The sequence below is a fragment of the Shewanella mesophila genome, assembly GCF_019457515.1.
Classification (GTDB): Bacteria; Pseudomonadota; Gammaproteobacteria; order Enterobacterales; family Shewanellaceae; genus Shewanella; species Shewanella mesophila.
In genome coordinates, this window is record NZ_CP080421.1 from 2,999,233 (window position 1) to 3,025,809 (window position 26,577).

Consider the following 26,577-nt stretch of genomic DNA (forward strand, 5'->3'; position numbering starts at 1 on the left):
ATAAAAAACGGCATCCTAGGACACCGTTTCGACTATCACTTACGAGCAACTATCTTATCGAGAATACCGTTAACGAACTTATGTCCATCTTCGGCACCAAAAGCCTTAGCAAGCTCGATTGCTTCGTTAATCGCTACCTTAAAAGGGACATCCTTACGGAAGGTTAACTCATACGTCGCTAGACGCAGTACAGCCTTTTCGATAGGTGAAACCTCATCGAACGGACGCTCAATATGAGGAATTATTAACTCATCTAACTGTGCACACTTGGTGGCGGTTCCCGATAGTAGCTCACGGAAGTAGCTAACATCGACACCATCAATTTTCTGCTCGGTTAAAAATTCATGCTCCACATCGGCAACATTGTTTCCGCTTAGCTGCCATGAATAGATAGCTTGTACCGCTAATCGGCGGGCTTTACGGCGCTCTGAAGGTTTCATTCTTGTTCCTAATCTTTCAACTGCTGTTCTAGTTCTTGCAGAACGTTGACCATTTCTAGTAGGCCAAGTGCAGCTTCGCCACCCTTGTTACCAGCTTTAGTACCTGAGCGCTCAATCGCTTGCTCGATAGTATCTGTGGTCAACACGCCGAATGAAACAGGAAGATCGAACTCAAGCGCTACCTGAGCTAAACCTTTGTTACATTCGCCTGCAACAAAATCAAAATGTGGCGTACCACCACGGATCACTGCGCCTAGGGCGATGATACCGTCAAATTTGCCGCTTGCCGCTACGCGACGAGCCGCGAGAGGAAGTTCTACTGCACCTGGTACACGTACAATTGTGATATTGTCGTCTTCAACTTGACCAAAGCGCTTTAGTGTATCAACCGCACCATCAAGCAGACTCTCTACTACAAAGCTGTTGAAACGTGAGATCACGATAGCAACTTTGGCATTTTTCGATTCGATATTACCTTGAACTACGTTCATTTATCTTACCTAAATTAGCTTAAACAAACCCGGCACGGGAAAAAAGAGGCCGTATAATACCACAGCCACTTGCGTTGATCCCCATGCAATTTATATCAAATGAGTGAAATCACTCATATAAGTATTATTCTGAAATATATTCAGTCACTTCTAAACCAAAGCCTGACAGTGAATGATAACGCTTAGGTGAGCTCAGTAGGCGCATAGTGGTCACCCCAACATCAGACAAGATTTGCGAACCGATACCCACTTGACGTGAAGTGCCTTGCCACGGCTTCGCAGCCACAGCTTCGCCATTATCTTCAGCTTCAAATGCCTTAACCTTAGCGAGGATCTCACTTCTATGCTCTTGGTGGCCCAATAGCACGAGCACCCCGCCTTCTTCGGCGATACGAGCCATCGCTTTCTCTAATGGCCAGCTGCGCTTTTCGTCACGTTCACAATAAAGCAGATCGTTAAAGGTGTTTTGCAGATGAACCCGTACCAAGCTATTGGGTTTAACTTCACCTTTTATCAAGGCATAGTTAATTTGATTATCGATAGTGTCACGATAGGTGATCATCTCAAATTCACCAAAGCGCGTTGGCAGTTTACATTTTGCTTCGCGAATGACGGTTGTCTCTTTGGTGTTTCTGTATTCGATTAAGTCAGCAATAGTCCCTATTTTTAGACCATGCTTCTGCGCAAAAACCTCAAGATCGGGACGACGCGCCATGGTGCCATCTTCATTGAGTATCTCAACGATAACCGCTGAAGGCTCAAGACCTGCAAGACGTGCGATATCACAACCCGCTTCGGTGTGACCTGCGCGGATAAGTACCCCGCCTTCTTGCGCCATCAGCGGGAAAATATGTCCAGGTTGCACAATATCAGCTGGCGTAGCCTCTTTGGCTACAGCAGCGAGTACCGTTACCGCGCGATCATGAGCCGAAATACCAGTCGTCACCCCTTCAGCCGCTTCAATCGATACAGTAAAGTTGGTTGAGAATTGAGCGTTATTATTGGTTACCATCAATGGTAAATTAAGCTGCTGACAACGTGCTTTAGTCAAGGTTTGACAGATAAGACCACGGCCATAGGTCGCCATAAAGTTAATCGCTTCAGGGGTCACCAAGTTGGCGGCCATGATGAGATCGCCTTCGTTCTCTCTATCTTCGTCATCCATGAGGATAACCATTTTACCAAGACGAATATCTTCGATAATCGCTTCTATGCTGTGTAGTGCCATTGTAAGACCTTGAAATATTTTTATAGTATGGGTATTTAATCTGCAATTAAACGCTATTGCCAGTTTCTATCTTAAAAATCCTGAGCGAGCTAACAGATCCATCGTGACTTCTGGGGCTTTGTTAACAGTTTCACCTGCTTCTTGACCCGAATACATCATTAAACGCTCTAAATGCCTTGCTATAAGGTCGACTTCGATATTAACGCTGTCACCCGCTTTAAGATGGATAAGTGTTGTTTCGCTGGCTGTATGGGGGACTATGGTGAGACGAAAGTGTTCACCTTGTACCTCATTGACAGTCAAGCTAACACCGTCGATAGTAATCGAGCCTTTGTGGGCAATGTAGCACGCTAAACCTTTAGGTGCAGTCAACCAAAACTCGATTGCTTTGCCGCGATACAAACGCTCATCTACGCTCGCGACGCCATCGACATGGCCACTCACCATATGACCACCTAAACGAGTGGTCGGCGTAACCGCTTTTTCTAAGTTGACCGCCTGCCCCACTTGATAACGAGAAAATCCAGTTAAGGAGACTGTCTCAGCCGAAATATCGGCAACATAGCCATCACTAAGGCACTCAACAACGGTCAAGCACACGCCATTTGTCGCTATGCTGTCGCCAAGTTTAACGTCACTTAAATCCAGCTTACCACTGGCAACCGTAAGGCGAATATCTTCACCGCGGCGCTCAATTTTTCTTAGACTTCCTACAGACTCGATGATCCCAGTAAACATCTCTACCTACTTATTCCTGTGCGCTTGGACCAAACAGATGAACCCCTAGGTTGCTTATCTGCTTGGTGCTAAATTAAATATAAAACGCGTATCGACGCCGACTTTACGTTGATCTTTTACCGCAAGCGTGGGCAATTGTGCCATCTCAGTATAGTCGGGCAAATTGATCAAATTGCGTCCGTGGCTACCTAGAATCTTCGGCGCTTGATAAAGCACTAACTCATCGGCCAATTGGGCTGTCATAAAGGCACCGGCGAGCGTCGCTCCCGCTTCGACCATCACCGCATTGTACTCTTTACCTAAATGCCCTTTCCCAAGGAGATTGAGTAACTCTCTTAGTGGCACTCTGCCATCGACAGCATCGAGTTGCAGGTGACTAACATGTGACGGCCAAGCAGCCTGCGCCTGTGCGCTATAGGGCTCGCATGACACCAGCAATATGGGCGACTCAATCGCAAAAATCTTGGCATCTGAGTTTAATCGGGCTCGGCTATCGAGCACGATTCTTAATGGCTGTTTCATCAGCTCTGGCGCTAATGTCTTAGCAACAAAGCCCAGCTCTTGATAACGAACATTCATGCTAGGATCATCAGCAAGTACAGTGTCGATTCCGGTGATCACCGCGCAGTGACGAGCGCGCATTCGCTGCACATCTCGTCGGGCCTGGGCGCCAGTTATCCACTTTGAGACCCCGTTTGACAGCGCCGTCTTACCATCGAGGCTTGCCGCTAGCTTAATGCTCACCCAAGGAAGGCCCGTGGCCATCCGCTTCATAAACCCAAGATTAAGCTGCGCCGCCTCCTCTTTAAGCAGATCGACATCGACTTGAATTCCAGCCCCTTGCAACATCTTGATCCCGCGACCCGACACTTGCGGATTGGGATCGGTAACAGCGACAACAACGCGAGCGACCTTAGCCTTAATCAAGGCTTCTGCACATGGCGGCGTTCGGCCATAATGACTGCAAGGTTCAAGGGTCACATAGGCCGTAGCCCCTTGAGCTAACTCGCCAGCCATTTTAAGTGCATGCACTTCGGCATGGGGGCCACCAGCAGCAATATGATAGCCTTCGCCGATCACCTTGTCAGCGAGGGTGATCACGCAGCCAACACTTGGATTAGGGCGAGTGGTGTAAAGTCCTTTACGTGCAAGCTTGATGGCTTTTGCCATCATTTCAATATCAAATTTTGACCAAGGCATTAGCCATTATCCACGCAATAAATTAGAAAGGGTCTATTTAGTCGAGCTTGTTTATTCTATTTAGTCGAGCTTAGGTATTCGATTTAGCGTTTTGTAATTTTGCAATCGCATCACCAAACTCAGAGACATCCTCAAAGGCACGATAGACAGATGCAAAGCGAATATAAGCGACCTTATCGAGATGAACTAAGTGATCCATCATCAGGTTGCCTATCATCTCAGAGGTCACTTCTCGCTCACCAGTCGCACGCAGTGTCGATTTGATTTTAGTTAGCGCTTGTTCAATCTGATCCATAGAGACTGGACGCTTCTCTACGGCACGTAACATGCCACCGCGAAGCTTCTCCTCATCAAACGGCTGACGACTACCGTCTTGCTTAACGACCCTAGGCATAACCAGTTCTGCGCCTTCAAACGTAGTAAATCTCTCATGACACTCTAAGCATTCACGGCGACGACGCACCTGATGACCATCGGCAACTAAGCGAGAATCGATCACTTTGGTATCGGTTGCGCTACAAAATGGGCAATACATTGAGCCTCCGGCAGAAAGTCGTTAAGTCATCATCTAACGTCACAATATGCTGCAACCCTAGAAACAAAAATGGCCGCTACTAATATTAACATCAGTAGCGGCCATCGAAGTTTACCTGATTTAAGGCGTAAGGTTAACCGTAAACAGGGAACTTAGCACACAATTCAAGCACCTGATTCTTCACACGCTCAATTGTACCTTGGTTAGTAATGTCATCGAGCACATCACACATCCAGTGGGTTAGCTCAATCGCTTGCTCTTCTTTAAAGCCGCGACGAGTGATTGCGGGTGAACCAATACGCAGACCAGAAGTGACAAATGGTGAACGAGGATCATTAGGCACAGAGTTCTTGTTTACTGTGATATTGGCGTGGCCAAGTGCCGCATCGGCATCTTTACCCGTAATATCTTTAGAAATTAAATCGAGCAGGAACAGATGGTTATCGGTACCGCCAGACACAACATCATAACCGCGTTCGATAAAGGTTTTCGCCATCGCTTTAGCGTTAACAACCACTTGCTCTTGATAAGCCGTAAACTCTGGCTCTAGCGCTTCTTTGAAGGCTACCGCTTTAGCAGCGATAACGTGCATCAATGGGCCGCCTTGTCCACCAGGGAATACCGCAGAGTTTAGCTTCTTGTAGATATCTTCATCATCACATGCAGATAAGATCAAGCCACCACGAGGACCCGCAAGCGTCTTATGAGTTGTGGTAGTAACAACATGTGCATGTGGCAATGGATTCGGGTAGATACCCGCAGCAACAAGACCTGCAACGTGAGCCATATCCACAAACAGATAAGCACCTACTTTGTCAGCGATCTCACGGAATTTGCCCCAATCGATGATGCCAGAATAGGCACTGAAACCTGCGATGATCATCTTAGGCTTATGCTCAACAGCAAGACGCTCAACTTCGGCGTAATCAATCTTGCCAATCGTTTCATCGATACCGTACTGAACCGCATTATAAAGCTTGCCAGAGAAACTCACATGCGAACCGTGAGTTAGGTGACCACCGTGCGCAAGGCTCATACCCAATACGGTATCGCCGCCTTGAAGTAGTGCCATAAACACAGCTGAGTTCGCTTGTGAACCAGAGTGAGGCTGAACGTTGGCATAAGTTGCACCGAAAAGCTCTTTAGCACGAGAGATAGCTAACTCTTCAGCAATATCGACATACTCACAACCACCGTAATAACGTTTGCCAGGATAGCCTTCAGCATACTTATTAGTAAGCTGTGAACCTTGAGCTTCTAGCACTCGAGGGCTGGTGTAGTTTTCTGAAGCGATAAGTTCGATGTGCTCCTCTTGACGACGAGTTTCATCCTGGATCGCTTGAAACAGTTGTGGATCAAAGTCAGCGATATTCATCTCTTTTTTCAGCATTGGTCACTCCAGCTGTAAAGTCTTATAAGTAGGGTTGCGCGGTATTCTACAGTGCAATTGATCACAATCCCAGCGTTTGTAACATGAAATTACTTGCGGTTATGAGTGAGAAATGCTCAGCCAAGCAGCGCCATTTGGCAAACGGGTTAATTGAAGGGTTGTTTTCGCACGACTATTATTTTTCAAGCCGTAAAAGTAATGTTTTACAGCCGCTTGGTAAAAAACACTGTTTCGTATTTTTAACAAAGCGGTTGTCATTTTTACGAATAAATCCCGTTTAATAGTGGAAAGCGATCTGCATCCATGTGCGCTGCTCTGTATCGTCGAGGCGGCTATAGACAGCGGGATTATCTATCCCTTGGATCTCACTACTTCTATCGATACGTTCATGATGCAGACTAAGGCTAATATCTTCATTGAAGGCATAACTTAAATAGACCTGATAACGGTCTCTAGCATCACTAAAGTCAAGATCGTTAATGTTGGGGTTCCAGCCTGGCGTGCGTTCATACTCTTTATCATCGATAGAATCCCAACGCTGAGACTTAAACTTAACACCAAGCAGCAGATCCCGATAGCTCGCCTCTAACGACAAATTGAAGGTATGGCCCCAAGCATAGCCGTACTCCCCTTCCCACAACACCGACTTAGTGCCCCAAAAATATCGGCCTTGAGAAAGATAATCTTTGGTCGCAAAGGGTTTAACCATGGCAAAGTCACCAAAAATATCGCTACGCACTTCAATATTAATATCTTGAGTAGACCAAGTTCCGCCTAAGGATAATCCCAATAGATTAACTACGGCATAGAAATCTTCATCTAGCTCAACCCCCAAACTGGTGTATTCCATGCCCGTAGAGGGGCCAATATAAAAACTATGGGACCAACTATCCGCTAGCAAACTATCACCTTGCAAAGAACTGGCATATCCCCCTAGTAACAGTTGAGTCGACATCTGCCACTCATCGACCCCCTCTTGTGACACTGCGGTTTCCATCTCCATCTCAACTAAAGTGGGAGTTCCACTTAATGTATCGTAGTGACCAGCACGGCTATCGATACTCGCTTTCATCCCTAAGGTGACCATAGTCGTATTTACATCGGCGAGCGCTTTATTGGAATAGCGTACTCCCGTGTATAAGGAAAACTCATCTTGAGCTTTGCTGCGATTAAAACGTGGCGGACTGGCATAATCGAACCAGCCTCTTATGGTTTGTGATGGATTAAACACCCAGCCTAATGTCGTCGGGATCCAGCCATCCTTTGTCGCTAGCATTTCTGAAAACTGAAACAAGCTCTCACCGAGTACTGCACCGCCCCAGGTGGTCACTATCTGATCGTTGATACTGACCACCTCTTTGTACTCGGCAAACACTTCCCACACGGTAGACGCGAAAAAGGTCCCCAGCGTCGATTCATAGTAATTAAACCCATGGTTGCGAAACGCTTGGTAATATAAAGCGCCAGCATAGGCATGACCCCAATTCATACCGATATCATTGTCGTCGTACTTCCAAGACTCATTATTGGTTAGACGATCATAGAAGAACTTGCTGGTATCCCCCTCGATCTCATAGTCATAATCATCTTCCATGCTGTCAGAGCCCGCTTTGTAAAGCAGCGCGCCAAGCCCGAGGACCGTCGTTAATTCCACCGTTGCACCAAGCCAACTCTTCTCTTTGGCAAGGTCCACAGGCAAATTGTCATTAGAAGAAAGAGGAGCGGAGTCGAAGGTTTCTGCTGCTTGGGCGGAAGCAAAGCTTCCACAAATCAGTGCCACCATTAGCGCGGCAGGGGTTAATCTAGTGTTTATCAAGATGAGTCCTTTATCTATAACTGTTTTTCTTAGGTATGACTGTTTTTCAACGATATGACTGGGTGCCCCCTTCATGTTGGCCAGATGTTAACAACATTTACCTGTTCACGCCAAACTTAACAATCACATCACCATGAGACGATTTACAACTGCATGTTAAATCAATCACCTAAAATCCGATTTAAGTTCAAACTCGATTGAAGTAGAATTGCCACAATTCTTTTGTCAATGAGTAAATTTGTCATGGCTCAGTTTGTATACAGCATGCTACGTGTGGGCAAAATTGTCCCGCCTAAAAAGCAGATCCTTAAAGATATCTCTTTAAGCTTTTTCCCAGGTGCCAAAATCGGTGTTCTCGGTCTCAATGGTTCAGGTAAATCGACACTTCTTCGCATCATGGCCGGTATTGACACCGAGATTGAAGGGGAAGCTCGCCCAATGCAGGACCTTAAGATTGGTTACCTGCCACAAGAACCCAAACTCGATGAACAGCAGACCGTTCGCGAAGCGATTGAAGAGGCGGTATCGGAAGCGAAACACGCACTGACTCGTTTAGATGAGGTCTACGCACTTTACGCCGAGCCCGATGCCGACTTTGATGCCTTAGCCAAGGAACAAGGTGAGTTAGAAGCGATCATTCAAGCCCAAGATGCTCATAATCTCGATAATATCTTAGAGCGCGCGGCCAATGCGCTACGCCTACCCGATTGGGATGAGAAGATTGAAGTCTTGTCCGGTGGTGAGCGCCGCCGTGTCGCAATCTGCCGCTTGCTGCTCGAAAAGCCTGATATGTTGCTGCTGGACGAACCCACCAACCACTTGGATGCCGAATCGGTCGCTTGGCTTGAGCGCTTCCTACAAGATTACACAGGCACAGTGGTGGCGATCACCCACGATAGATATTTCCTCGACAATGCCGCTGGCTGGATCTTAGAACTTGACCGTGGTGAAGGTATTCCATGGGAAGGTAACTACTCTTCATGGCTAGAGCAAAAAGATGCTCGTCTTAAGCAAGAATCAGCCACCGAGAGTGCTCGCCAGAAAACCATCGCCAAAGAGCTTGAATGGGTACGCCAAGGTGCTAAAGGGCGTCAATCTAAGGGTAAGGCCCGTATGGCGCGTTTTGAAGAACTTAATACCAACGATTACCAGAAACGTAATGAGACCAATGAGCTGTTCATTCCGCCAGGACCTCGTTTAGGTGACAAGGTTATCGAAATTAATAATCTGACCAAATCCTACGGCGATAGAGTATTGATCGATAACCTGAGCTTCTCTGTACCCAAAGGGGCTATCGTCGGTATTATCGGTGCCAACGGCGCGGGTAAATCGACCCTATTTAAGATGATCTCAGGTGCGGAGCAACCAGATAGTGGCAGCGTCGAACTGGGTGAATCGGTACAAATAGCCTCTGTTGAGCAGTTCCGTGACTCGATGAACGACAAAAATACCGTATGGCAAGAGATCTCGGGTGGGCTAGATATTATGCGCATCAACAATACAGAGATCCCAAGTCGCGCCTATGTGGGTCGCTTTAACTTCCGTGGTGGCGATCAACAAAAGATCATCGGCACTTTATCAGGCGGTGAGCGTAACCGAGTCCATCTGGCTAAACTGCTACAAGCGGGCGGTAACGTATTACTGCTCGATGAACCAACCAACGATCTGGACGTCGAGACCCTGCGCGCCTTGGAAGAAGCGTTGCTTGAATTCCCAGGCTGTGCCATGGTGATCTCCCATGACCGTTGGTTCCTCGATAGAATCGCGACCCATATTTTAGATTACCGCGATGAAGGGAAAGTAAACTTCTATGAAGGTAACTACACTGAATATTCAGCTTGGTTAAAAGAAACATTAGGCACAGATGTGATTGAACCGCATCGCCTAAAATACAAGCGAATGAATAAGTAAATCAGGTTTGTGGTGATCAGTTATTGTTATAAAAACGGAGACTCTAAGTCTCCGTTTTTTATAAGCAAACGATTAGCAAATCGTTATCATACCAATCAGTATAAGAGAGTTATCTACTCAGCGTGTTTTTTGGCAACTAATTCAAGGCGAATGCACGATGGAATGCTCGCTCCCTTGTGAGGCCGTTCAACGTAGAGGTAGGAAGCCAAAAGCACGCCTAACATGAGAGCTTTCGATGCTGTGTTAACGAGTTTGCTCTTAGAACAACTATGCTCTTCACTCGTTGCTCTAGCATGTTCCCGACATGCTTAAGACATTCCCTCCATCCCTGGAGGTCAGATGTTGTGAATGCCCTTAATGCACGACTATATGGATGTAGGTTATAGGGCGAAGCACGACTAAAAGAATTTAGGAGGTAGGGTAACGCATGGAGCGGTTACCGAGGACGCTAGAGCCGAGAAGCAATTAAGGGTCTTGCCTCAGAAGCGCTAAATTCTCGCTGAGCGATCACATCTTTATATTGATTGGCATCAAACCTTAACTCGACTGTGTTGAGCCGCGACCTCCATCGCTAATTGAGCCTCAACAAATCCTGGTGATTGAGAGTGACCCGAGATCAATCGATACATGGCAGGAATAACAAATAGCGCCACCGAGGTCGCAAAAGCCATGCCGAAAAAACCACTGTACCCATTTCAATTCGACTTTCAGACCCAGCACCCGTTGAAAAAATCAGCAGCGCCGCCCCCAACCAAAGTCGTGAAAGCCGTCATTAAGATAGGGCGTAGATGACGCGCTGAGGCATCAATAATGGCTTGTTCGATATCACAGCCTTTGTTACTAAGCTGATTGGCAAACTCCACAATCAAGATGCCGTTTTTGGTCACCATACCAATCAGCATAATCATCCCTATCTGGCTATAGAGATTAAGACCTTGCCCTGTTAGGTATAAACCTAAGAAACCACCAAATCCCCCCATTGGTACAATGAACATCACCATAGGATTGATAAAGCTTTCAAACTGGCCCGCGAGTACCAAATAGGCGACTACTGGTACAACAGTGTAAAGCTGAGCAAACGAATACAAAAAATGACCTTTAAATTGCAACAAGAGATGAACTGTCACATTGGGTAAACAATCTTGTCACCCAGTGTTAGGTATTGATACGGCGCGGCAACACCTTCATCGGTAATGCTCTGGCCCATTGCTATTTAGCCCCATGATAAATTTTGCTACTCTAATCCGCATCATTCACTCCCTAAGCCATTATGAATCTCACTTGGTTAGACGCCGACTCGCGTGCAGAGGCGTATCAATTTTATCACCAATTTATGCCCTATGCGCGACTCACTAAAAAGGAGTTACTCGGAGTGTTTTTCGCCGGTAATTTGTCCGAGAAAAAGATAATCGCCGCGGTGAGATTAAGACCCATAGGTGAATATCAGTTGTTAACTGGCATGCTAGTCCATCCAGAATATCGTGGCCAAGGCCTAGCGCATCAGTTAATGTTCAATCTACAAAGAACACTCAACACTAAACCGAGTTTCCTGTTTTCGCTGCCTGAACTCACCTCCTTTTATCAACAACATAGGTTCTTTGAAAATAGCGAAATCACGATGGAGCAGAGCCCTAAAATTCCGGCTGAGATAACCCAGCTCTACAAGCGCTATGTGTCAAAAGGCAAGCAACTTTATCTCATGCAGTACCAACCCTAACCCATGTATTATTTCAAATCCCCACATTAGCTGGCTGATACCAATTCAGTATAAGCACTTCACTGATCACTCTGGGTGCTGTATGGTTTCTACTAACTTATCTAACGCTTAGGTTTCACTTGAAAAAACTCGCCATTTTTGTCGATGTGCAGAACATCTACTACACCTGTAAAGAGGCCTACGGACGTCAATTTAACTATCGTAAACTCTGGCAACACTTAGGTTATGAAGGCGAGATAGTCACAGCAAACGCATACGCCATTCATCGCGGTGATGATGGACAACTCAAGTTTCAAGATGCGCTGAAACACATAGGTTTTGATGTCAAACTCAAACCTTTTATCCAACGCAGCGATGGCAGTGCCAAAGGTGATTGGGATGTAGGGATCACCATAGATATTATGGAGGCTGCGCCACTGGTTGATGCCGTTATTTTACTCTCTGGCGACGGTGACTTTGCCATGTTGCTTGAACACATCGCCAATAAGCACCCTGTCGAAACACAAGTGTATGGCGTGCCTAAGCTGACGGCAAAATCACTTATCGATGCAGCGCAGCAATTTCATGAAATAGACGCGGCCTTGCTGCTCTGATCCACAAACGCTGAACAACAAGCTCTGATCTAAAGGCTCTATAGCACAAACCTTAAGCCACATACGTTAAGCCGCAAACTTGAAGCCGCAAACTTGAAGCCGCAGCTAACATGGTGTTAAAACTGATATAGCAAATCAACATATTGCTGCGCAGAACTTTGCCAACTAAATCGCTTTTGCCTCGCACTGTCACAAATTTTTTGCCACTTTGGCAAGCCCATCAACCCTTGCAACTGATTAAAACGAACTAACAGTTGCTCTGCTTGCTGGGGCAAGTCCTCGCCCGTAAACACAAAACCATCGTCACCATCCGTCACAGTATCTTTCAGCCCACCGACGCCATGCACCAGACAAGGCTGCCCCGAGCGCATGGCTAACATCTGACTGATGCCGCATGGCTCAAATGAACTCGGCATGATGAACAGACTGCCGTGATCATATAAGGCTTGTGACAGTGGCAGGTCAAAGCCGTTAACAAACAGTAGATTACTAAATTTGCTGGCAAGTTTAGTCAGCTGGGCTTCAATCTTGTCATCGCCGCTGCCAAGCAAGATAAACACGCCTTTGGGCACAGTACTCGCTAGCCTTATTAATAGCTTTTCTAGGGTACTCACCCCCGAGCTATCTTGATAACACAAGATCCGCATTTTTTGATCGGTCAGGCGCCCGACAGAGGTAAGAATAACCCTAGGCTCAATACTATCGCGAGCCGATCTTCTGAGCCGATTAAGGGTCAGCAGCGCGATCTGATCCACACTACGGACATAAGGCTGATGCGCTAACCAAGCTTGAATCGCTTGCTCGGCGCTATCGAGCAAGAGGTTAAGATAATCTCCCCCCCCTGACTCTAAGGCTTTTTTTACACTGATCTTACGACCCTTTTGGGGTTCAGGTGGATATTCACAACCATTTAAAATACCAAATACCCCCTTCTGAGCTTGCTTGAGTGCTAAATCCTTTTCTAACCCTTCTCCGCCATAGAAGCCTTTGTCATGATTAGATGCGAGTAACACTTCATTGGCGTAACTGGGCGAGACTAAATGCACTCTGTCGCTAAAAATAATAGCGCAGCGCATCGGGTTAAAACAGTTAGGATATTGGGGGTCTGTAATGTTGCTGAGTTGGTCGTCATCCAGTGATGCATACTGCGCTGGAAACCAAGCTTGCAGTGACGAGTGCTCTTGAGAAAGTGGCCTAGTCCCCTGAATGGCCAAATTATGAATACTCATCACCACAGGAATAGATTGCAAAGCTTGATGATAAGGCGAACAGGCGCGAAGAAATGCCATCACACCACAGTGCCAATCATGCAAATGCAGGCAATCTGGCATAGATAAAGCGCCAGTGGCTAGGCTTTCTGCAACTGCTGCACAAAACAGGGCAAACTTATTCGCATCATCGGCAAAGGGTCTGTCACCGCTGCTTGGGCTGTAGATCTTACCACCATCCTCAAAAAGAGGATGGTCGAACAGATACAGATTAAGCTCAGGAAACTCGGGATGTGGCGCCAGATAGAGATCAACCCAATGTGGCTCGCCATAAAACGACAGCGTTACCTTTGCAATCTTAAGCGCCGCGGTTTGTCGATGCAAAAAGCCATAGCTAGGCATAGCAACATCGACGCACACATTTAGTGGGTAGAGCGCGCCCGGCAAGTCTCTAATTACATCGGCCATGCCACCCACTTTGGCCCCAGGGAGCAAGCCATTTTCGGCGGCTAGCATCAATACTCTTTTCATCGGTTGCCCATCTATTTTGTTATTCATAACCCACAGGTAAACCAAGCATGTCTCGGGTCACTAGGGTGATACCACCTTCAGAGACTCTAAACCCGCGCGCCCTATCGTGCTCATGATCGTGACCGATAACAGTACCTTCTGGAATAATACAGCCACGATCTAAAATGGCGTTCTTAATCTTGCAATTTCTGAGCACCACAACATCGGGCAGCACCACAGAACCTTCAACCGTGGAGTAAGAGCAAACTTGCACTTCGTTAAACAGTACGCTGCGCCTCACCGTCGACCCCGAGATTATACACCCGCTAGAGACAATTGAATCGAGCGCCATACCGCGCCTGTCATCATCATCAAATACAAACTTAGCCGGAGGAAGCTGCTCTTGATAGGTCCAGATAGGCCATTTCGCATCGTAGAGATTGAGCGCAGGCGTCGGCGACAATAGCTCCATATTGGCCTGCCAGAATGAGTCTAATGTCCCCACATCACGCCAGTAGGCTTCACCATCGGTGAAACCACTTTTAAAGGGATGGGCATAGACTTGATGATCTTCAATGATCGACGGAATAATATCCTTGCCAAAGTCGCGATCAGAGCCTTCATTCATGGCATCTTTCTTAAGCTGCTCAAACAAGAACTCGGTATTAAACACATAGTTGCCCATCGACGCTAAACACTGCTCAGGATTATCCGGCAGATGTTTTGGCAGATCAGGTTTCTCCTCGAAACTTAATATCTTATTGTTCGCGTCGACCTCGACCACACCAAACGCCCCTGCGGCCTCAGCAACAGGGACCTCCAAACACGACACAGTCATATCGGCGCCCGATTCGGCGTGAGCTGCCAGCAGACCCGCATAGTCCATACGATAAACATGATCGCCCGATAAGATCATCACGTATTTGGGCAGCTCGTGGCGGATAATATCGATATTTTGAAATACCGCATCGGCGGTGCCTTGATACCAACTTTCAGAGTAGCGTTGAGATGCAGGCAGGATCTCGACCGACTCTCCAAGCTCCTTCTTAAAGTGGCCCCAACCACGCATAACATGACGAATTAACGAGTGAGATTTGTATTGCGTCACGACACCAATTCGTCTGATCCCTGAGTTAACACAGTTGGATAACGGAAAGTCGATAATGCGAAATTTGCCTCCAAAATAGAGTGAGGGTTTGGCGCGCCAATCGGTCAGCTCATGCAAACGCGAACCTCGGCCTCCAGCTAAAATCAATGCGTAGGTTTCACGAGTTAAATTACTAATATAACGAGGACTAGGATTCATGCTACTCATAGATACTCTCTCCTTGAGAAACTCATCGATGCACCTTGGTCAGTACAGGTTGAAGGTTGATAACGGATCATTTCCCGCTTTTTATTGATCTGTAAAACTCGCGTCACCCATCTCATGGTTAATGAACCGTTCATGGCTAATATTCCGCTCATGGCTGTACCCTCCAAATTTCGTCGCGATACTGCCCAATAGTGACATCGCTAGAAAAGCGGCCGCTGGCAGCGGTGTTACGTATGCTCATCTGTGTCCAATGGTGTTGGTCTTGATAAGCCGTCGCCGCCTTTTGCTGGGCTTGTCGGTAAGATTCAAAATCAGCCGCGATCATCCATGGGTCGCTAGGGCTGCGAATACTGTCGATGATAGGATTAAAAATCCCAGGTTCTAGCAGATTGAAATGGCCACTTTCAAGTAGCTCCATCACTTCAGCAAGCGCCATCGATTGGCCAATAAAAATGTTCGGCTCATAATGCGGCTTAAGTGATTCGACCTCATTGGCATTGAGGCCAAACAGGAAGAAGTTCTCTTGTCCCACCTCCTCTAACATCTCAATGTTCGCGCCATCTAAGGTGCCTATGGTCAGCGCCCCATTCATCATAAATTTCATGTTGCCAGTCCCGGAAGCTTCTTTGCCTGCGGTAGAGATCTGCTCCGACAGATCTGTTCCTGGGCAAATTCGCTCCATGGCGCTGACATTATAATTGGGCAAGAAGGCAAACCTAAGATAGGGCGTCACAATGGGATCTGAATTGACCATGTGGGCGACATTATTGGCTAGCTTGATGAGTAACTTTGCCATGGCATAACCAGGAGCGGCCTTACCACCAATCAATACACATCTGGGCGTAATATCGCTTAAGTTACCCTGCTGGATCTGATGATAGAGATGGACCACATGCAAGATGTTTAATAACTGACGCTTATATTCGTGAATGCGTTTAACCTGCACATCGAACATCATAGTGGGCTCAAAATTCACATCACACTCACGCTTGACCAACTCGGCAAGATGGCATTTATTCTCAAACTTTACCTTGCGCCACTCGGTGAGTAGGCTTTCATCGTCGGTAAAAGCATTGAGCGCATTAAGATGACTAAGATCGGTTACCCAAGCATCGCCGAGTCGTTTAGTCAGCAAAGCTGCCAGAGCAGGATTACTCTGCGTCATCCATCGTCTTGGGGTTACCCCGTTGGTTTTATTATTAAACTTCTCAGGCCATAAGGCATAAAAATCTTTAAACAGACCAGAAGTCAGTAGGCGTGTATGTAATCCTGCAACCCCGTTCACCGAGAAGCTCGCCACTATCGCAAGGTAGGCCATGCGCACATGGGGCTCGGCTCCCTCTTCGATGATTGACATGGTTCTGAGTTTGTCGCTATCTCCCGGCCAATGATGGGCAACCACATCGAGATAGCGGGCATTTATCTCATAAATAATATCCAGTATTCGTGGCAACATATGTTCAAACATGCGCACAGGCCAACGCTCTAGCGCCTCTGGTAGCAAGGTATGGTTGGTATAAGCCATCGTTTGACTCGTGATCTCCCATGCCTTATCCCAGCACAGTCCATATTTGTCCATTAACAAACGCATTAGCTCCGGGATAGCGACACTGGGATGAGTGTCGTTTAACTGCATGACGTTGAGCCGAGCATAATCGCTAAAATCCTCCCCGTGCTGACACACCCAAGTGTTAAGCAGATCTTGCAAGCTGGCTGATGATAGAAAGTACTGCTGACGCAGGCGAAGCTCCTTACCATTTTCACTGGCGTCATTTGGATAGAGCACCATAGTGATCTGCTCAGCCAGATTTTTACGCGCGACCGCCTCGGTATAATCACCTTGGTTAAACTCTTCTAAATCAAAATCATCGGTCGCTTCGGATTTCCAAAGCCTTAGGGTATTGATGCGCTCATTTCGGTAACCAGGCACAGGCATGTCATAGGCGACCGCGAGTACATCTTGAGTATCGGCCCAAATAAACTGACGCTTACCATCGCGGTCGATATAAGACTCTGTATGACCAAAAAAAGGCACCAGTACATTATGGCTAGGTACACGAACCTCCCACGGGTTACCGTCACGTAACCAACGATCGGGACGCTCAATCTGATAGCCATCACACAGCTTCTGCGCAAACATGCCGTACTCGTAACGGATCCCATAACCCGTCACATTTAGATCTAGACTGGCGCAACTATCGAGAAAGCAGGCGGCAAGGCGACCCAAACCACCGTTACCCAGTCCCGCATCATGTTCCTGCTCCTCAATCGACTCGCGCCGCACTGCATAGTCGCGCAATACCACTTCGCTCTCGGCGCTCATATCTAAGTTATTAATTGCATTACTAAGGGCTCGCCCCATTAGAAACTCAAGCGACAAGTAAGCGACACGCTTTTTCCCGCCTTCTCTATCGCCCAATCGGGTCTGGCGCCATTTTGGCAACATCTGATCTTTCACACTTAAAGCAAAGGCATAAAACAGCTCCTGCTGATCGCGCTCTTTAGGTGACAGACTCTTATCCATATGGCGCTCGAAACAGGCTCCTAATGTTTCACAGGGATCGCAGCTCACACTTTTCTCCGCCTTTTTAGCTTGAGGAGCCTTACTGATTTTGGCCTTTTTACTTGTCTCATCTGCTTTACTCTGGCTCATGCATTATCTCCTGTAAATTGGGCGTAATAGACCATCAGACTTCGATCTTGCAGCACTAAATTTGAACGCTCGACTGGAGCATTACTGCGTTTATTGTGGGCTACCTCATGTGCAAAGGAAGACTCATCTTGCGTGGTCAGTAAACACTGCCAATGATCGATGCCATCGACATTCGGCAGAGTAAACAGATGGGACGAGTCATCGGCGTTTAGCATCAATAGCAGCGCTTGACGACAGCCTGCTTGCGCTTCCAACTCGCCACTAATCACCACGCTTAAGGTGCGAGTCTGTGCCTCACTCCAGTGGGCTTTCGTCATTGGCTCTCCCTGACGACAAAACCAATCCAGTCCCGGCGAATCGGCATTCGCACTATCATGGATATATTCGCGGTGACACAGGAGTGGAAAGCGGCGGCGGATCTTGATCAATTTTCTGGTAAAGCTCATCAGTGCATCGCTATTAATGTCGCTTTGCCAATCGATCCAGCTATTGGGGTTATCTTGACAATAAGCGTTATTATTGCCCCCTTGGCTATGACCAAACTCATCGCCAGCGAGCAGCATGGGAACACCTTGAGAGAGAAACAGCGTGGTTAACATATTGCGGCATTGACGCGAACGCAGCGCTAATAACTCAGCATCATAGGCTGTGCCTTCTACACCATAGTTGTCACTAAAATTTTCATTGTGACCGTCACGGTTTTGTTCGCCATTAGCTTGGTTATGTTTGTGACGAAAACTCACCAAGTCCATCAATGTAAAACCATCATGGCTGGTGATAAAGTTAATCGTGGCAGTGGGTTTACGACCTGAATGTTCAAACAGATCGCTAGAGCCATGAAAACGACGAGCAAACTCAGGCAGCATGCCTGCATCGCCACGCCAAAACCGGCGCACTGTGTCACGATACCTGTCGTTCCATTCACTCCATCCCACCGGATATTGCCCCAACTGATAGCCGCCAGGGCCGATATCCCAAGGCTCGGCAATCAAGCGCACTTGGCTTAGCACAGGATCTTGTTTAATCGCGTCGAAAAAGCCAGCACCGGCATCGAATCCATGCTCTTCTCGGCCAAGGGTGGTCGCCAAATCGAAGCGAAAACCATCGACGCCCATCACTTCGACCCAATAGCGCAGGGAGTCCATTACCAATTGCAGCACGTTAGGGTGAGCAATATTGAAGGTGTTACCACAGCCTGTATCATTAATGTAGTAGCGCGGCTCACTAGGATGTAGACGGTAATAACTGGCGTTATCTATCCCTTTAAAGCTAAACGTGGGGCCGAGTCGATTACCCTCGGCGGTGTGGTTGTAGACCACATCGAGAATCACCTCAATCCCTGCACTGTGCAGGGTACTGACCATGTCGCGAAACTCATTAATATCGTCTTGGCTAAGATTATTGTCTTGGTTAAGATAATCGTTATGCGGTGCAAAGAAGCCTATGGTGTTGTAACCCCAGTAATTACTGAGCTGCTTTTCCTGTAGAAAGGCTTCACTGATAAACTGCTGTGAAGGGAGTAACTCGACAGCGGTGATCCCGAGTTGGCTAAGATAGTTAACCACAGCAGGCGAAGCCAACCCGGCAAAGGTACCCCGCAATGCCTTATCCACTTCAGGGTGTAACCGAGTGAAGCCTTTCACATGCATCTCATAGATCACGCTTCGCCTGAGTGAAAGTGAAACCTCCTCTTGGTTATAGGGCTTTGCCAAGGGTTCAATAGGCGGAAGATTTCGGGTATCGACTACCACACATTTAGGCATTAGGGCCGCATTATCAACGGGACAAAAACTTAAGTCTTCCTCCTTGTGAGCAGTCTGATAACTATAATGCAGTTTGTGGTCAATAAACTCCCCCACCAACTTTTTAGCATAGGGATCGAGTAGCAGTTTATTGACATTGAATCTGTGGCCCATCAAAGGTTGATAAGGACCATCTACCCGATAACCATAACGCACACCAGCAGCAATCTCACTGATGTGCCCATGCCATATCTGCTGAGTCTGACGAGGCAGATTAAAACGCCCAATCTCATTGTCCTTGTCATCAAACAGACAGAGATAAACGGCCGTGGCATTGGCAGAAAACAGCGCGAAATTAACTCCGTTGTCATCAATTGTGGCCCCGAGCGGATAAGGTTTGCCATTACTTAAGTGCATGGTTCACCTCATTGATGCCAGCCTCTAGCAGATCATCACACTCGAGTACGAGGCAGGCTAGTGGTGGCACAGTGATACAAGCACTTTGCTCACATCCTTGATAGGCAATGGCCTCACTTATAACAAGGCCTTCATTGCCCACATCGCTGCCGCCATAATAGTGACTATCGCTATTGAGGCGTTCACGATAACCTCCAGCTTGAGGCAAGCCGATACGAAACTCTCGATAAACCTCTGGGGTCATATTGACGATGAACAACAAGTGCTTATCACCGCTTTGACGGATAAAGCTCAATACGCTGGCGCTGGCGTTATCACAATCGAGCCAGCGAAATCCTTGGGGATCATGATCATCACCATAGAGCGCCACACTGTGGCGGTATAATTGATTAAGATCACTCACCCAATGCTGCACTCCCTGATGTGGTTCAAAGGCCAGTAAGTGCCAGTCGAGGCTGCGCTCATGGGACCATTCATCTCGCTGGGCAAACTCACTGCCCATAAACAGCAGTTTCTTACCCGGATGACCCCACATAAAGCCAAGATAGGCTCTTAATGTGGCAAATTTCTGCCAATCGTCACCCGGTATTTTGTGCAGCAGCGAACCTTTACCATGCACCACTTCATCATGACTTAACGACAGGATAAACTGCTCGGTAAAGCTATAGACTAGGCTAAACGTCAATTGATTATGATGATGGCTGCGATAGAGAGGATCACGGCTAAGATAAGTTAAGCTGTCATTCATCCAGCCCATATTCCATTTAAAACCAAATCCTAAGCCGCCTTGATCAACGGCCCTTGTCACTCCCGGCCAGGCCGTTGACTCCTCCGCTATCATCATGATCCCCGGGAAACATTGATAAAGGCGAGTATTGAGATCTTGTAGAAAGGCAATCGCTTCGAGATTTTCACGACCACCATGAGCATTGGGTAACCAATCCCCAGCTTCTCGGCTATAGTCGAGATAAAGCATCGATGACACAGCATCTAAGCGCAGGCCATCAAAATGAAACTCATCGAGCCAATAATGAGCATTGCTTAGCAGGTAGCTATGCACCTCTCCACGGCCATAGTTATAGATCAAGGTATCCCAATCGGGATGTTCACCTTGGCGAGGATCTTGATGCTCATATAAACAACTGCCATCGAAACGCGTTAATCCATGGGGATCTTTAGGAAAATGAGCTGCAACCCAGTCGAGCAACACCCCCAGCCCTGCTTGATGACAGGCATCAATAAAGGCTTTTAACTCATGAGGTTGACCGAAGCGGTGAGTCGGTGCATAGATCCCAACGGGCTGATAACCCCAGGAACCATCGAAGGGAAATTCGCTGATAGGCATCAGCTGTATATGGGTATATCCCTGCTTGAGTACATAAGGGATCAGCTCATTTGCAAGCTCTTGATAGCTAAGATACGTCTCACCCTGTTCACCTTTGCGACGCCAAGATCCTAAATGCACCTCATAGATAGACACAGGGGCTTTATGCCACTCGGTATTCGCTCGCGTCTCAAGCCATAACGAATCTCCCCAAACATAATCGAGCTTTGGTGGGACTATCGATGCATTCCCTGGTGCGGCTTGCATCGACTGACCATAAGGGTCTGACTTGAGGAATCGCTCACCACCGACAGCTTCAATCTCATACTTATAATGGCTAAGCGCCTCAATTTGTGGCACAAACAGCTCCCACAAACCATTCGCAATATGCGAGCGCATCACATGACGTCTACCATCCCAATGGTTAGCATCATTAACCAGAGAAACCCGTTTCGCATTAGGCGCCCATACACAAAATAGCACGCCAGACACGCCGTCAATTGTGCGCCAATTGGCTCCCATAAAATGGTAGGCTTGTTGCTGGCGCCCCTCGCCAAAGAGATACAGATCATCGCCACTTAATTGCGAGGGAAACTGATAAGGGTCGACTATCTCCTCGACACTCAATGGATAATGTACCCGTAAACGATAAGCAAAAGGTTTCACCCGACGACCCGCGAGTCCTGCGAACACACCGCGCTCATCCACCAACTCTAACTCACCCACTTTACGTCCATCATTGGCACTGAGCAGCTCAACTCGTAGCGCTCCGGGTAAAAAAGCGCGTACTACAAGCCGCTGCACCTCAGCAGTGTCTGCGCCCCTTTTGGCTGGCGGCACCATAATGGTGTGCATTCCTAGTAAGGAAAAGATGTCGATATAGTTCGCATCAATCAAGGCTGCTATTGCAGAGGGCTCAATCAATATCCTTGGCTTGTTATTCATCTTTGGGTGTCCCTATAGGTAAATCGAATATGGTACAGAACAGGGTTAAGTAATAGCCCCCAATGGGGTGACACTGGCGCTTCTTACCTGCTGAATAGTTTTTATCAAATTGTTGATTGATGGAGATTTTTGCAATACTTCTAAGGTGTAAGGCATGCGGCGCTGCCAGTTAGCATACTCCCGCCATGTTCCTGGAATGTTGGCGCTATAATGCTCACAAAACAGATCCACCAACTGCACACTAAATAAGGTCGATTGGCTGTGCGCCGATGCCTTAATCCAAGCCTCTAACAACAGCAGATAATCACAACTCAGATCACCATCGAATCCTAGGGTGTTATTGAGCGTCAGCAATAAGCTCTCGCGCTCCCCCTCTCTAGCCTCAAGGGCTTGATCCAACTCATCTTCATTATCGATAACCCCTAACTCACGCTTTAAATGCAGATCGCTCTTTGACCACCAAGCCGCTAACGGCGGTACATCATGATTAGCTAACATCATTAGGCTGTGGGGTTTATGCCGCATTGGCGCTTTGAAGCCCTGGGCGTCTTTACAAAAATAAAATAGTTCATTGGAATAGATCCCTGACTCGACGAGCTGCGCATTAATCTCTGGTGGCACTATGCCTAAGTCTTCTCCAATAACGGCACATTGCGCTTTTACGCTTTCAGTTCGAATAATGGCCATCAACTCATCGAGAGGATAATAGACATAACAGCCCCCGGTTTGCACAGTGTTCATTGGCCACCACCACAGACGGAGCATCGCCATCACATGATCGACTCTGAGCGCCCCGTAATAACGCATGTTGGCGCGCACAAGCTGAGTAAAATAGCGAAAGCCATCTTGCTTAATAGCAATAGGATCGAGTGGGGTCAGTCCCCAATTTTGCCCCTTGCAGGAGAAATCATCTGGGGGGGCACCGATACTCGCGCGCTGGCAAAAGATGTCGCTATTGGAGGCAACCTCTGCGCCATCGCCACGAACCCCAACGGCTAGATCACCAATAAGACCAAGACTCATGCCAGCGCCTTTGGCTTGACGCTGACACTCGAGCAACTGCTGATGGGCAACAAACTGGAGATACTGATGTAACAAAGGATCACTAAGTGAACTCTGCCCTTGGGATTGCCGATATTCATTGGCCTCATGCTGACAAAAGGCAACTAACGCTTGCCCTTCCCCATCAACAAACTGCTTGAAATCAGTAAAACGATCATCTTTTTTGAGGTAATGCTCTTGATAAAAGATGTGATACAGCCGAATAAAAATTTGATATTTAAAGCTGCTTAACGCCGGGTAATCAAGCCAATTGTCATCATTGAGTTCACGTCGAACTTCATCTTGGCTCTGTAGCCAATCTTTAATCGTTATCGCCTCGTCGACAGCATCTATCTCGATATACAGAGGGTTTATTCGGCGTCGATCACTTGGACTATATGGGCTGACATTTTTCTCTTCTTCCCCTCCCTTCATACCCAATGCATGTAAGGGGTTGAGCTGAATAAAGTCACAACCACACTGGCTAAGCCAACGTACCAAGCGTAAGAGATCGCCAAAATCACCAATTCCCCACTGAGTATCACTGCGTAAACTATATAACTGAACACTAACGCCCCACGGCTTATGTGTTTCAACAGGGTCTAACTGATAGGCCCGACTTGGCGCAAATAGTATAGTTCCAGAAACCTGTTCATACTCACCGCAGTTCTGATCGATTAAACTAAGCGTAACTGTGTGGTACCCCATATCGGGGCAATCGCTAGGATTAAGATAATCACTTAACGGCATATCAAAACGATAAAAGTTTGTCCTATGCCAGCAATAGTCCCCAGTCTCAACCAGCGTTTCGCGATTGATGACCCATTTATACCGACTCCCCGACTCGGTGATTAATTCAAGCTGTAATAAGCGCGCTTCCCCTTGAGGCAAAAAAAGGGTGATACTCGGTTGTACTAGACTGGTATGCTGAAAAACGGGCAAAGCCCTTTGCCATTGCTTGACATCGAGTTGCTCAATTCTGGCCTCGATAGCCTCAGCATTTCGGGCAACAAATCCATCGCAATCATTTTGGCTTAGGTCGAAGCGCGGCTGTTTTAATTGACCTAACATGCACCCAAGGATCTGTATGCGATCGGCAGGAGATTGCACAGTTAACTCACCACTATAATTAATGAAGCTTGCACCCACACCTTGTAAATAAAGTAATTTATCCAAGCTCATCACTAATTCCCTTGCCTTAACATCAAACAGCCACATTGAATTGAGCAGTTACCATGCCAAAGCAAGGTAACAACTTAAAGACAGAGAGATGTCAAACAGATGACACATTTTAAGTGATAAAAATCATAAACTTAAAAATTAATGAAAATGGATGAATGTGGTGACAGCGCTAGCACAGTCAGTCAGCAGTTTGGATATGATGCACAATTATTGTGCAGCGTTAAGATAAGAATGCGACTAGTTGGTGAGAAAACAGGCAGCAATATTAAATACTTCACCAGCCTAGATAAATACCCTGAACTCGGGATAGTAAACGTATCTCAAACAGCCCTTTATTCCGCTAATTACGTTGGATTCAGTTGCAATAGGCCGGCTATTGACGCGTAAATACGCCTTGTTAGCAAAAATGACAAGTTTGAGATGAAGTAAGCTTAAACGGCTAATTAATCTAGCGTTATTCCATCTCTTAACCCGAGTTCAGGTTAAGTAGAATTTAATCGTGTTAATGATTTAACCTTGATATAGAAAATAGAAAAACAAATCACATATCAAAGAAATACACAACGATTGTCATAAATTTACATTTTTAGTTGTATTGATCCAGTTTCTCATCACCATTTTGTCTAAAGTAGACAATTTTATGGGTCAGATCACACTTTACTCCGGGTGAGATTGGTACTTTAGTTACCAGAAAAGATAATAACTTTTAATATTTGAGCATAAAGGTGATTTTATGGCTGCTAAATTTTTTATCCCCTCTGTCAATGTGTTAGGACAAAATGCTGTTGATGATGCCATTGGCGACATTAAAACACTAGGCTTTCAGCGTGCGCTGATTGTGACAGACAAGCCCTTGGTTGAAATTGGCCTAGTAGGTCAAGTTGTCGAAAAGCTAGGTGCTGCTGGCATCGTCTCTACCGTATTTGATGGCGTACAGCCAAACCCTACCGTTGGTAACGTAGAAGCAGGACTTGAGTTATTAAAAGCCAATGACTGTGATTTCGTAGTTTCACTCGGTGGTGGTTCTCCACACGATTGTGCTAAAGGTATCGCATTGGTTGCAACCAACGGTGGCAGCATCAAAGATTACGAAGGTTTAGATATGTCAGCTAAACCTCAACTGCCACTAGTCGCTGTCAATACAACAGCAGGCACAGCGAGTGAGATGACCCGTTTTTGTATCATTACCGATGAAGCACGCCATATCAAAATGGCTATCGTCGATAAACACACCACGCCAATCTTGTCAGTTAATGATCCTGAATTGATGCTATTGAAGCCTGCTGGCCTTACTGCGGCAACAGGAATGGACGCATTAACTCACGCCGTTGAAGCATATGTATCTATCGCGGCTAACCCTATCACCGATGCCTGTGCGATCAAGGCAATCGAGCTGATTCAAGGAAACCTTGTCGAAGCCGTTGATAATGGTCAAAGCATCCAAGCACGTGAACAGATGGCTTACGCTCAATTCCTTGCAGGCATGGCGTTTAACAACGCAAGCCTAGGTTATGTGCATGCGATGGCGCACCAACTCGGCGGTTTCTATGACCTGCCACATGGTGTATGTAACGCGCTCTTGTTGCCACATGTTCAGGCCTATAACGCACAAGTGGCCGCTCCTCGCTTAAAAGATGTAGCCAAAGCCATGGGTGTTGATACCGCAGGCATGAGCGATGAGCAAGGTGCACAAGCTGCGATCGATGCGATTAGAGCATTATCTGTAGCAGTTAAGATCCCTGAAAACTTAACTAAGCTTGGCGTTAAGGCTGAAGATATTCCTACCCTTGCAGACAACGCACTAAAGGATGCTTGTGGCTTTACCAACCCTAAACAAGCCACTCATGAAGAGATCTGTCAGATCTTTACTAACGCCTTGTAAGATGGCCTTAGGCTTAAGGTGCTACCTTAACTGAAAATAAGTGAGTCGCTCTGTAGATGAGTGCTGCTATAAAGACCTATTAGTTAGCTAATAGGTCTTTTTTATTCCAAGCTAGCAAGAATAGCAGTATTAATATCTTAATATTCTTTGTGCGTCACACTTATCGACTAGTACACCTGGTTACATCTGTTATAAAATAGTGTCAGCTCGCTTTTTCCCTGCAAAGATTCAGCTAGCTAAAAGGCTCGTTGCTAATACTATGGCAACGAGCCTTTTTCTTTATGAATTTTCTTTGATGA

Annotated in this window: 19 protein-coding genes and 1 pseudogene; 4 read left to right on the forward strand and 16 right to left on the reverse strand. The window is 46.8% G+C overall.

Features of this window, described 5'->3' with window-relative positions:
- Positions 1–35 precede the first annotated feature (35 nt).
- From nusB to K0I73_RS13330, 8 genes are all read right to left on the reverse strand, one after another.
- Positions 36–440, reverse strand: coding sequence for a transcription antitermination factor NusB (gene nusB, locus K0I73_RS13295; RefSeq protein WP_220061562.1), 405 nt, complete (start codon positions 438–440; stop codon positions 36–38).
- Between the two features lie 8 nt (positions 441–448).
- Positions 449–931 carry a 6,7-dimethyl-8-ribityllumazine synthase gene (gene ribH, locus K0I73_RS13300; protein ID WP_220061563.1) on the reverse strand — a complete coding sequence of 161 codons (483 nt, stop codon included), beginning with the start codon at positions 929–931 and terminating at the stop codon, positions 449–451.
- 124 nt (positions 932–1,055) lie between these two features.
- Complete coding sequence (gene ribBA, locus K0I73_RS13305; protein WP_220061564.1) at positions 1,056–2,159, reverse strand: bifunctional 3,4-dihydroxy-2-butanone-4-phosphate synthase/GTP cyclohydrolase II; 1,104 nt, start codon at positions 2,157–2,159, stop codon at positions 1,056–1,058.
- A gap of 66 nt (positions 2,160–2,225) precedes the next feature.
- Entirely contained in the window at positions 2,226–2,897 is a 672-nt protein-coding gene (locus K0I73_RS13310; protein ID WP_220061565.1) for a riboflavin synthase, read from the reverse strand.
- 54 nt (positions 2,898–2,951) lie between these two features.
- Positions 2,952–4,097 (reverse strand): bifunctional diaminohydroxyphosphoribosylaminopyrimidine deaminase/5-amino-6-(5-phosphoribosylamino)uracil reductase RibD, encoded by a 1,146-nt coding sequence (gene ribD, locus K0I73_RS13315; RefSeq protein ID WP_220061566.1) that lies wholly within the window; start codon positions 4,095–4,097, stop codon positions 2,952–2,954.
- Between the two features lie 70 nt (positions 4,098–4,167).
- On the reverse strand, positions 4,168–4,632 hold the full coding sequence (gene nrdR / locus K0I73_RS13320) for a transcriptional regulator NrdR (RefSeq protein WP_220061567.1): 465 nt from the start codon (positions 4,630–4,632) through the stop codon (positions 4,168–4,170).
- A gap of 133 nt (positions 4,633–4,765) precedes the next feature.
- The gene (glyA, locus tag K0I73_RS13325; protein WP_220061568.1) at positions 4,766–6,022 is read right to left on the reverse strand and encodes a serine hydroxymethyltransferase; all 1,257 of its coding nucleotides are present in this window, start codon (positions 6,020–6,022) and stop codon (positions 4,766–4,768) included.
- A gap of 277 nt (positions 6,023–6,299) precedes the next feature.
- Entirely contained in the window at positions 6,300–7,838 is a 1,539-nt protein-coding gene (locus K0I73_RS13330) for a DUF3943 domain-containing protein (protein ID WP_220061569.1), read from the reverse strand.
- 243 nt (positions 7,839–8,081) lie between these two features.
- Here K0I73_RS13330 and ettA point away from each other — a divergent pair, with 243 nt between their 5' ends.
- Positions 8,082–9,749: an energy-dependent translational throttle protein EttA gene (gene ettA, locus K0I73_RS13335; protein ID WP_220061570.1), complete on the forward strand. Its 1,668-nt coding sequence runs from the start codon at positions 8,082–8,084 to the stop codon at positions 9,747–9,749.
- 530 nt (positions 9,750–10,279) lie between these two features.
- On the opposite strand, the pseudogene K0I73_RS13340 reads toward ettA, so the two are convergent.
- Positions 10,280–10,819 (reverse strand): annotated as a pseudogene (locus K0I73_RS13340) (efflux RND transporter permease subunit); the annotation flags it as partial.
- A 200-nt stretch (positions 10,820–11,019) separates the two neighbouring features.
- On the opposite strand from K0I73_RS13340, the gene K0I73_RS13345 reads away from it, so the two are divergent.
- Positions 11,020–11,466, forward strand: a complete 447-nt coding sequence (locus K0I73_RS13345) for a GNAT family N-acetyltransferase (RefSeq protein WP_220061571.1) — start codon at positions 11,020–11,022, stop codon at positions 11,464–11,466.
- A 119-nt stretch (positions 11,467–11,585) separates the two neighbouring features.
- Positions 11,586–12,059 (forward strand): LabA-like NYN domain-containing protein, encoded by a 474-nt coding sequence (locus tag K0I73_RS13350; RefSeq protein ID WP_220061572.1) that lies wholly within the window; start codon positions 11,586–11,588, stop codon positions 12,057–12,059.
- A gap of 116 nt (positions 12,060–12,175) precedes the next feature.
- Here the strand turns inward: K0I73_RS13350 and K0I73_RS13355 are convergent, their stop codons facing one another.
- Genes K0I73_RS13355 through malQ form a run of 7 tightly spaced genes read right to left on the reverse strand, consistent with a single transcriptional unit; the run spans position 12,176 to position 24,396 of the window.
- Positions 12,176–13,825 (reverse strand): glycogen synthase, encoded by a 1,650-nt coding sequence (locus K0I73_RS13355; protein WP_434086683.1) that lies wholly within the window; start codon positions 13,823–13,825, stop codon positions 12,176–12,178.
- Entirely contained in the window at positions 13,818–15,092 is a 1,275-nt protein-coding gene (gene glgC, locus K0I73_RS13360; RefSeq protein WP_220061573.1) for a glucose-1-phosphate adenylyltransferase, read from the reverse strand. The genes K0I73_RS13355 and glgC overlap by 8 nt, the downstream gene beginning before the upstream one ends.
- Positions 15,089–15,244: a hypothetical protein gene (locus K0I73_RS13365; RefSeq protein ID WP_220061574.1), complete on the reverse strand. Its 156-nt coding sequence runs from the start codon at positions 15,242–15,244 to the stop codon at positions 15,089–15,091. Before K0I73_RS13365 ends, glgC begins: the two co-directional genes overlap by 4 nt.
- On the reverse strand, positions 15,241–17,745 hold the full coding sequence (locus tag K0I73_RS13370; RefSeq protein ID WP_220061575.1) for a glycogen/starch/alpha-glucan phosphorylase: 2,505 nt from the start codon (positions 17,743–17,745) through the stop codon (positions 15,241–15,243). The genes K0I73_RS13365 and K0I73_RS13370 overlap by 4 nt, the downstream gene beginning before the upstream one ends.
- A complete protein-coding gene (gene glgX, locus K0I73_RS13375; protein WP_220061576.1) occupies positions 17,742–19,904 on the reverse strand; it encodes a glycogen debranching protein GlgX in 2,163 nt (720 codons plus the stop codon). The genes K0I73_RS13370 and glgX overlap by 4 nt, the downstream gene beginning before the upstream one ends.
- Entirely contained in the window at positions 19,891–22,173 is a 2,283-nt protein-coding gene (gene glgB, locus K0I73_RS13380) for a 1,4-alpha-glucan branching protein GlgB (protein ID WP_220061577.1), read from the reverse strand. The genes glgX and glgB overlap by 14 nt, the downstream gene beginning before the upstream one ends.
- A 45-nt stretch (positions 22,174–22,218) precedes the next feature.
- The gene (malQ, locus tag K0I73_RS13385; protein WP_220061578.1) at positions 22,219–24,396 is read right to left on the reverse strand and encodes a 4-alpha-glucanotransferase; all 2,178 of its coding nucleotides are present in this window, start codon (positions 24,394–24,396) and stop codon (positions 22,219–22,221) included.
- A gap of 733 nt (positions 24,397–25,129) precedes the next feature.
- Here malQ and yiaY point away from each other — a divergent pair.
- The gene (yiaY, locus tag K0I73_RS13390; protein WP_220061579.1) at positions 25,130–26,278 is read left to right on the forward strand and encodes an L-threonine dehydrogenase; all 1,149 of its coding nucleotides are present in this window, start codon (positions 25,130–25,132) and stop codon (positions 26,276–26,278) included.
- The last annotated feature ends 299 nt before the right edge of the window (positions 26,279–26,577 follow it).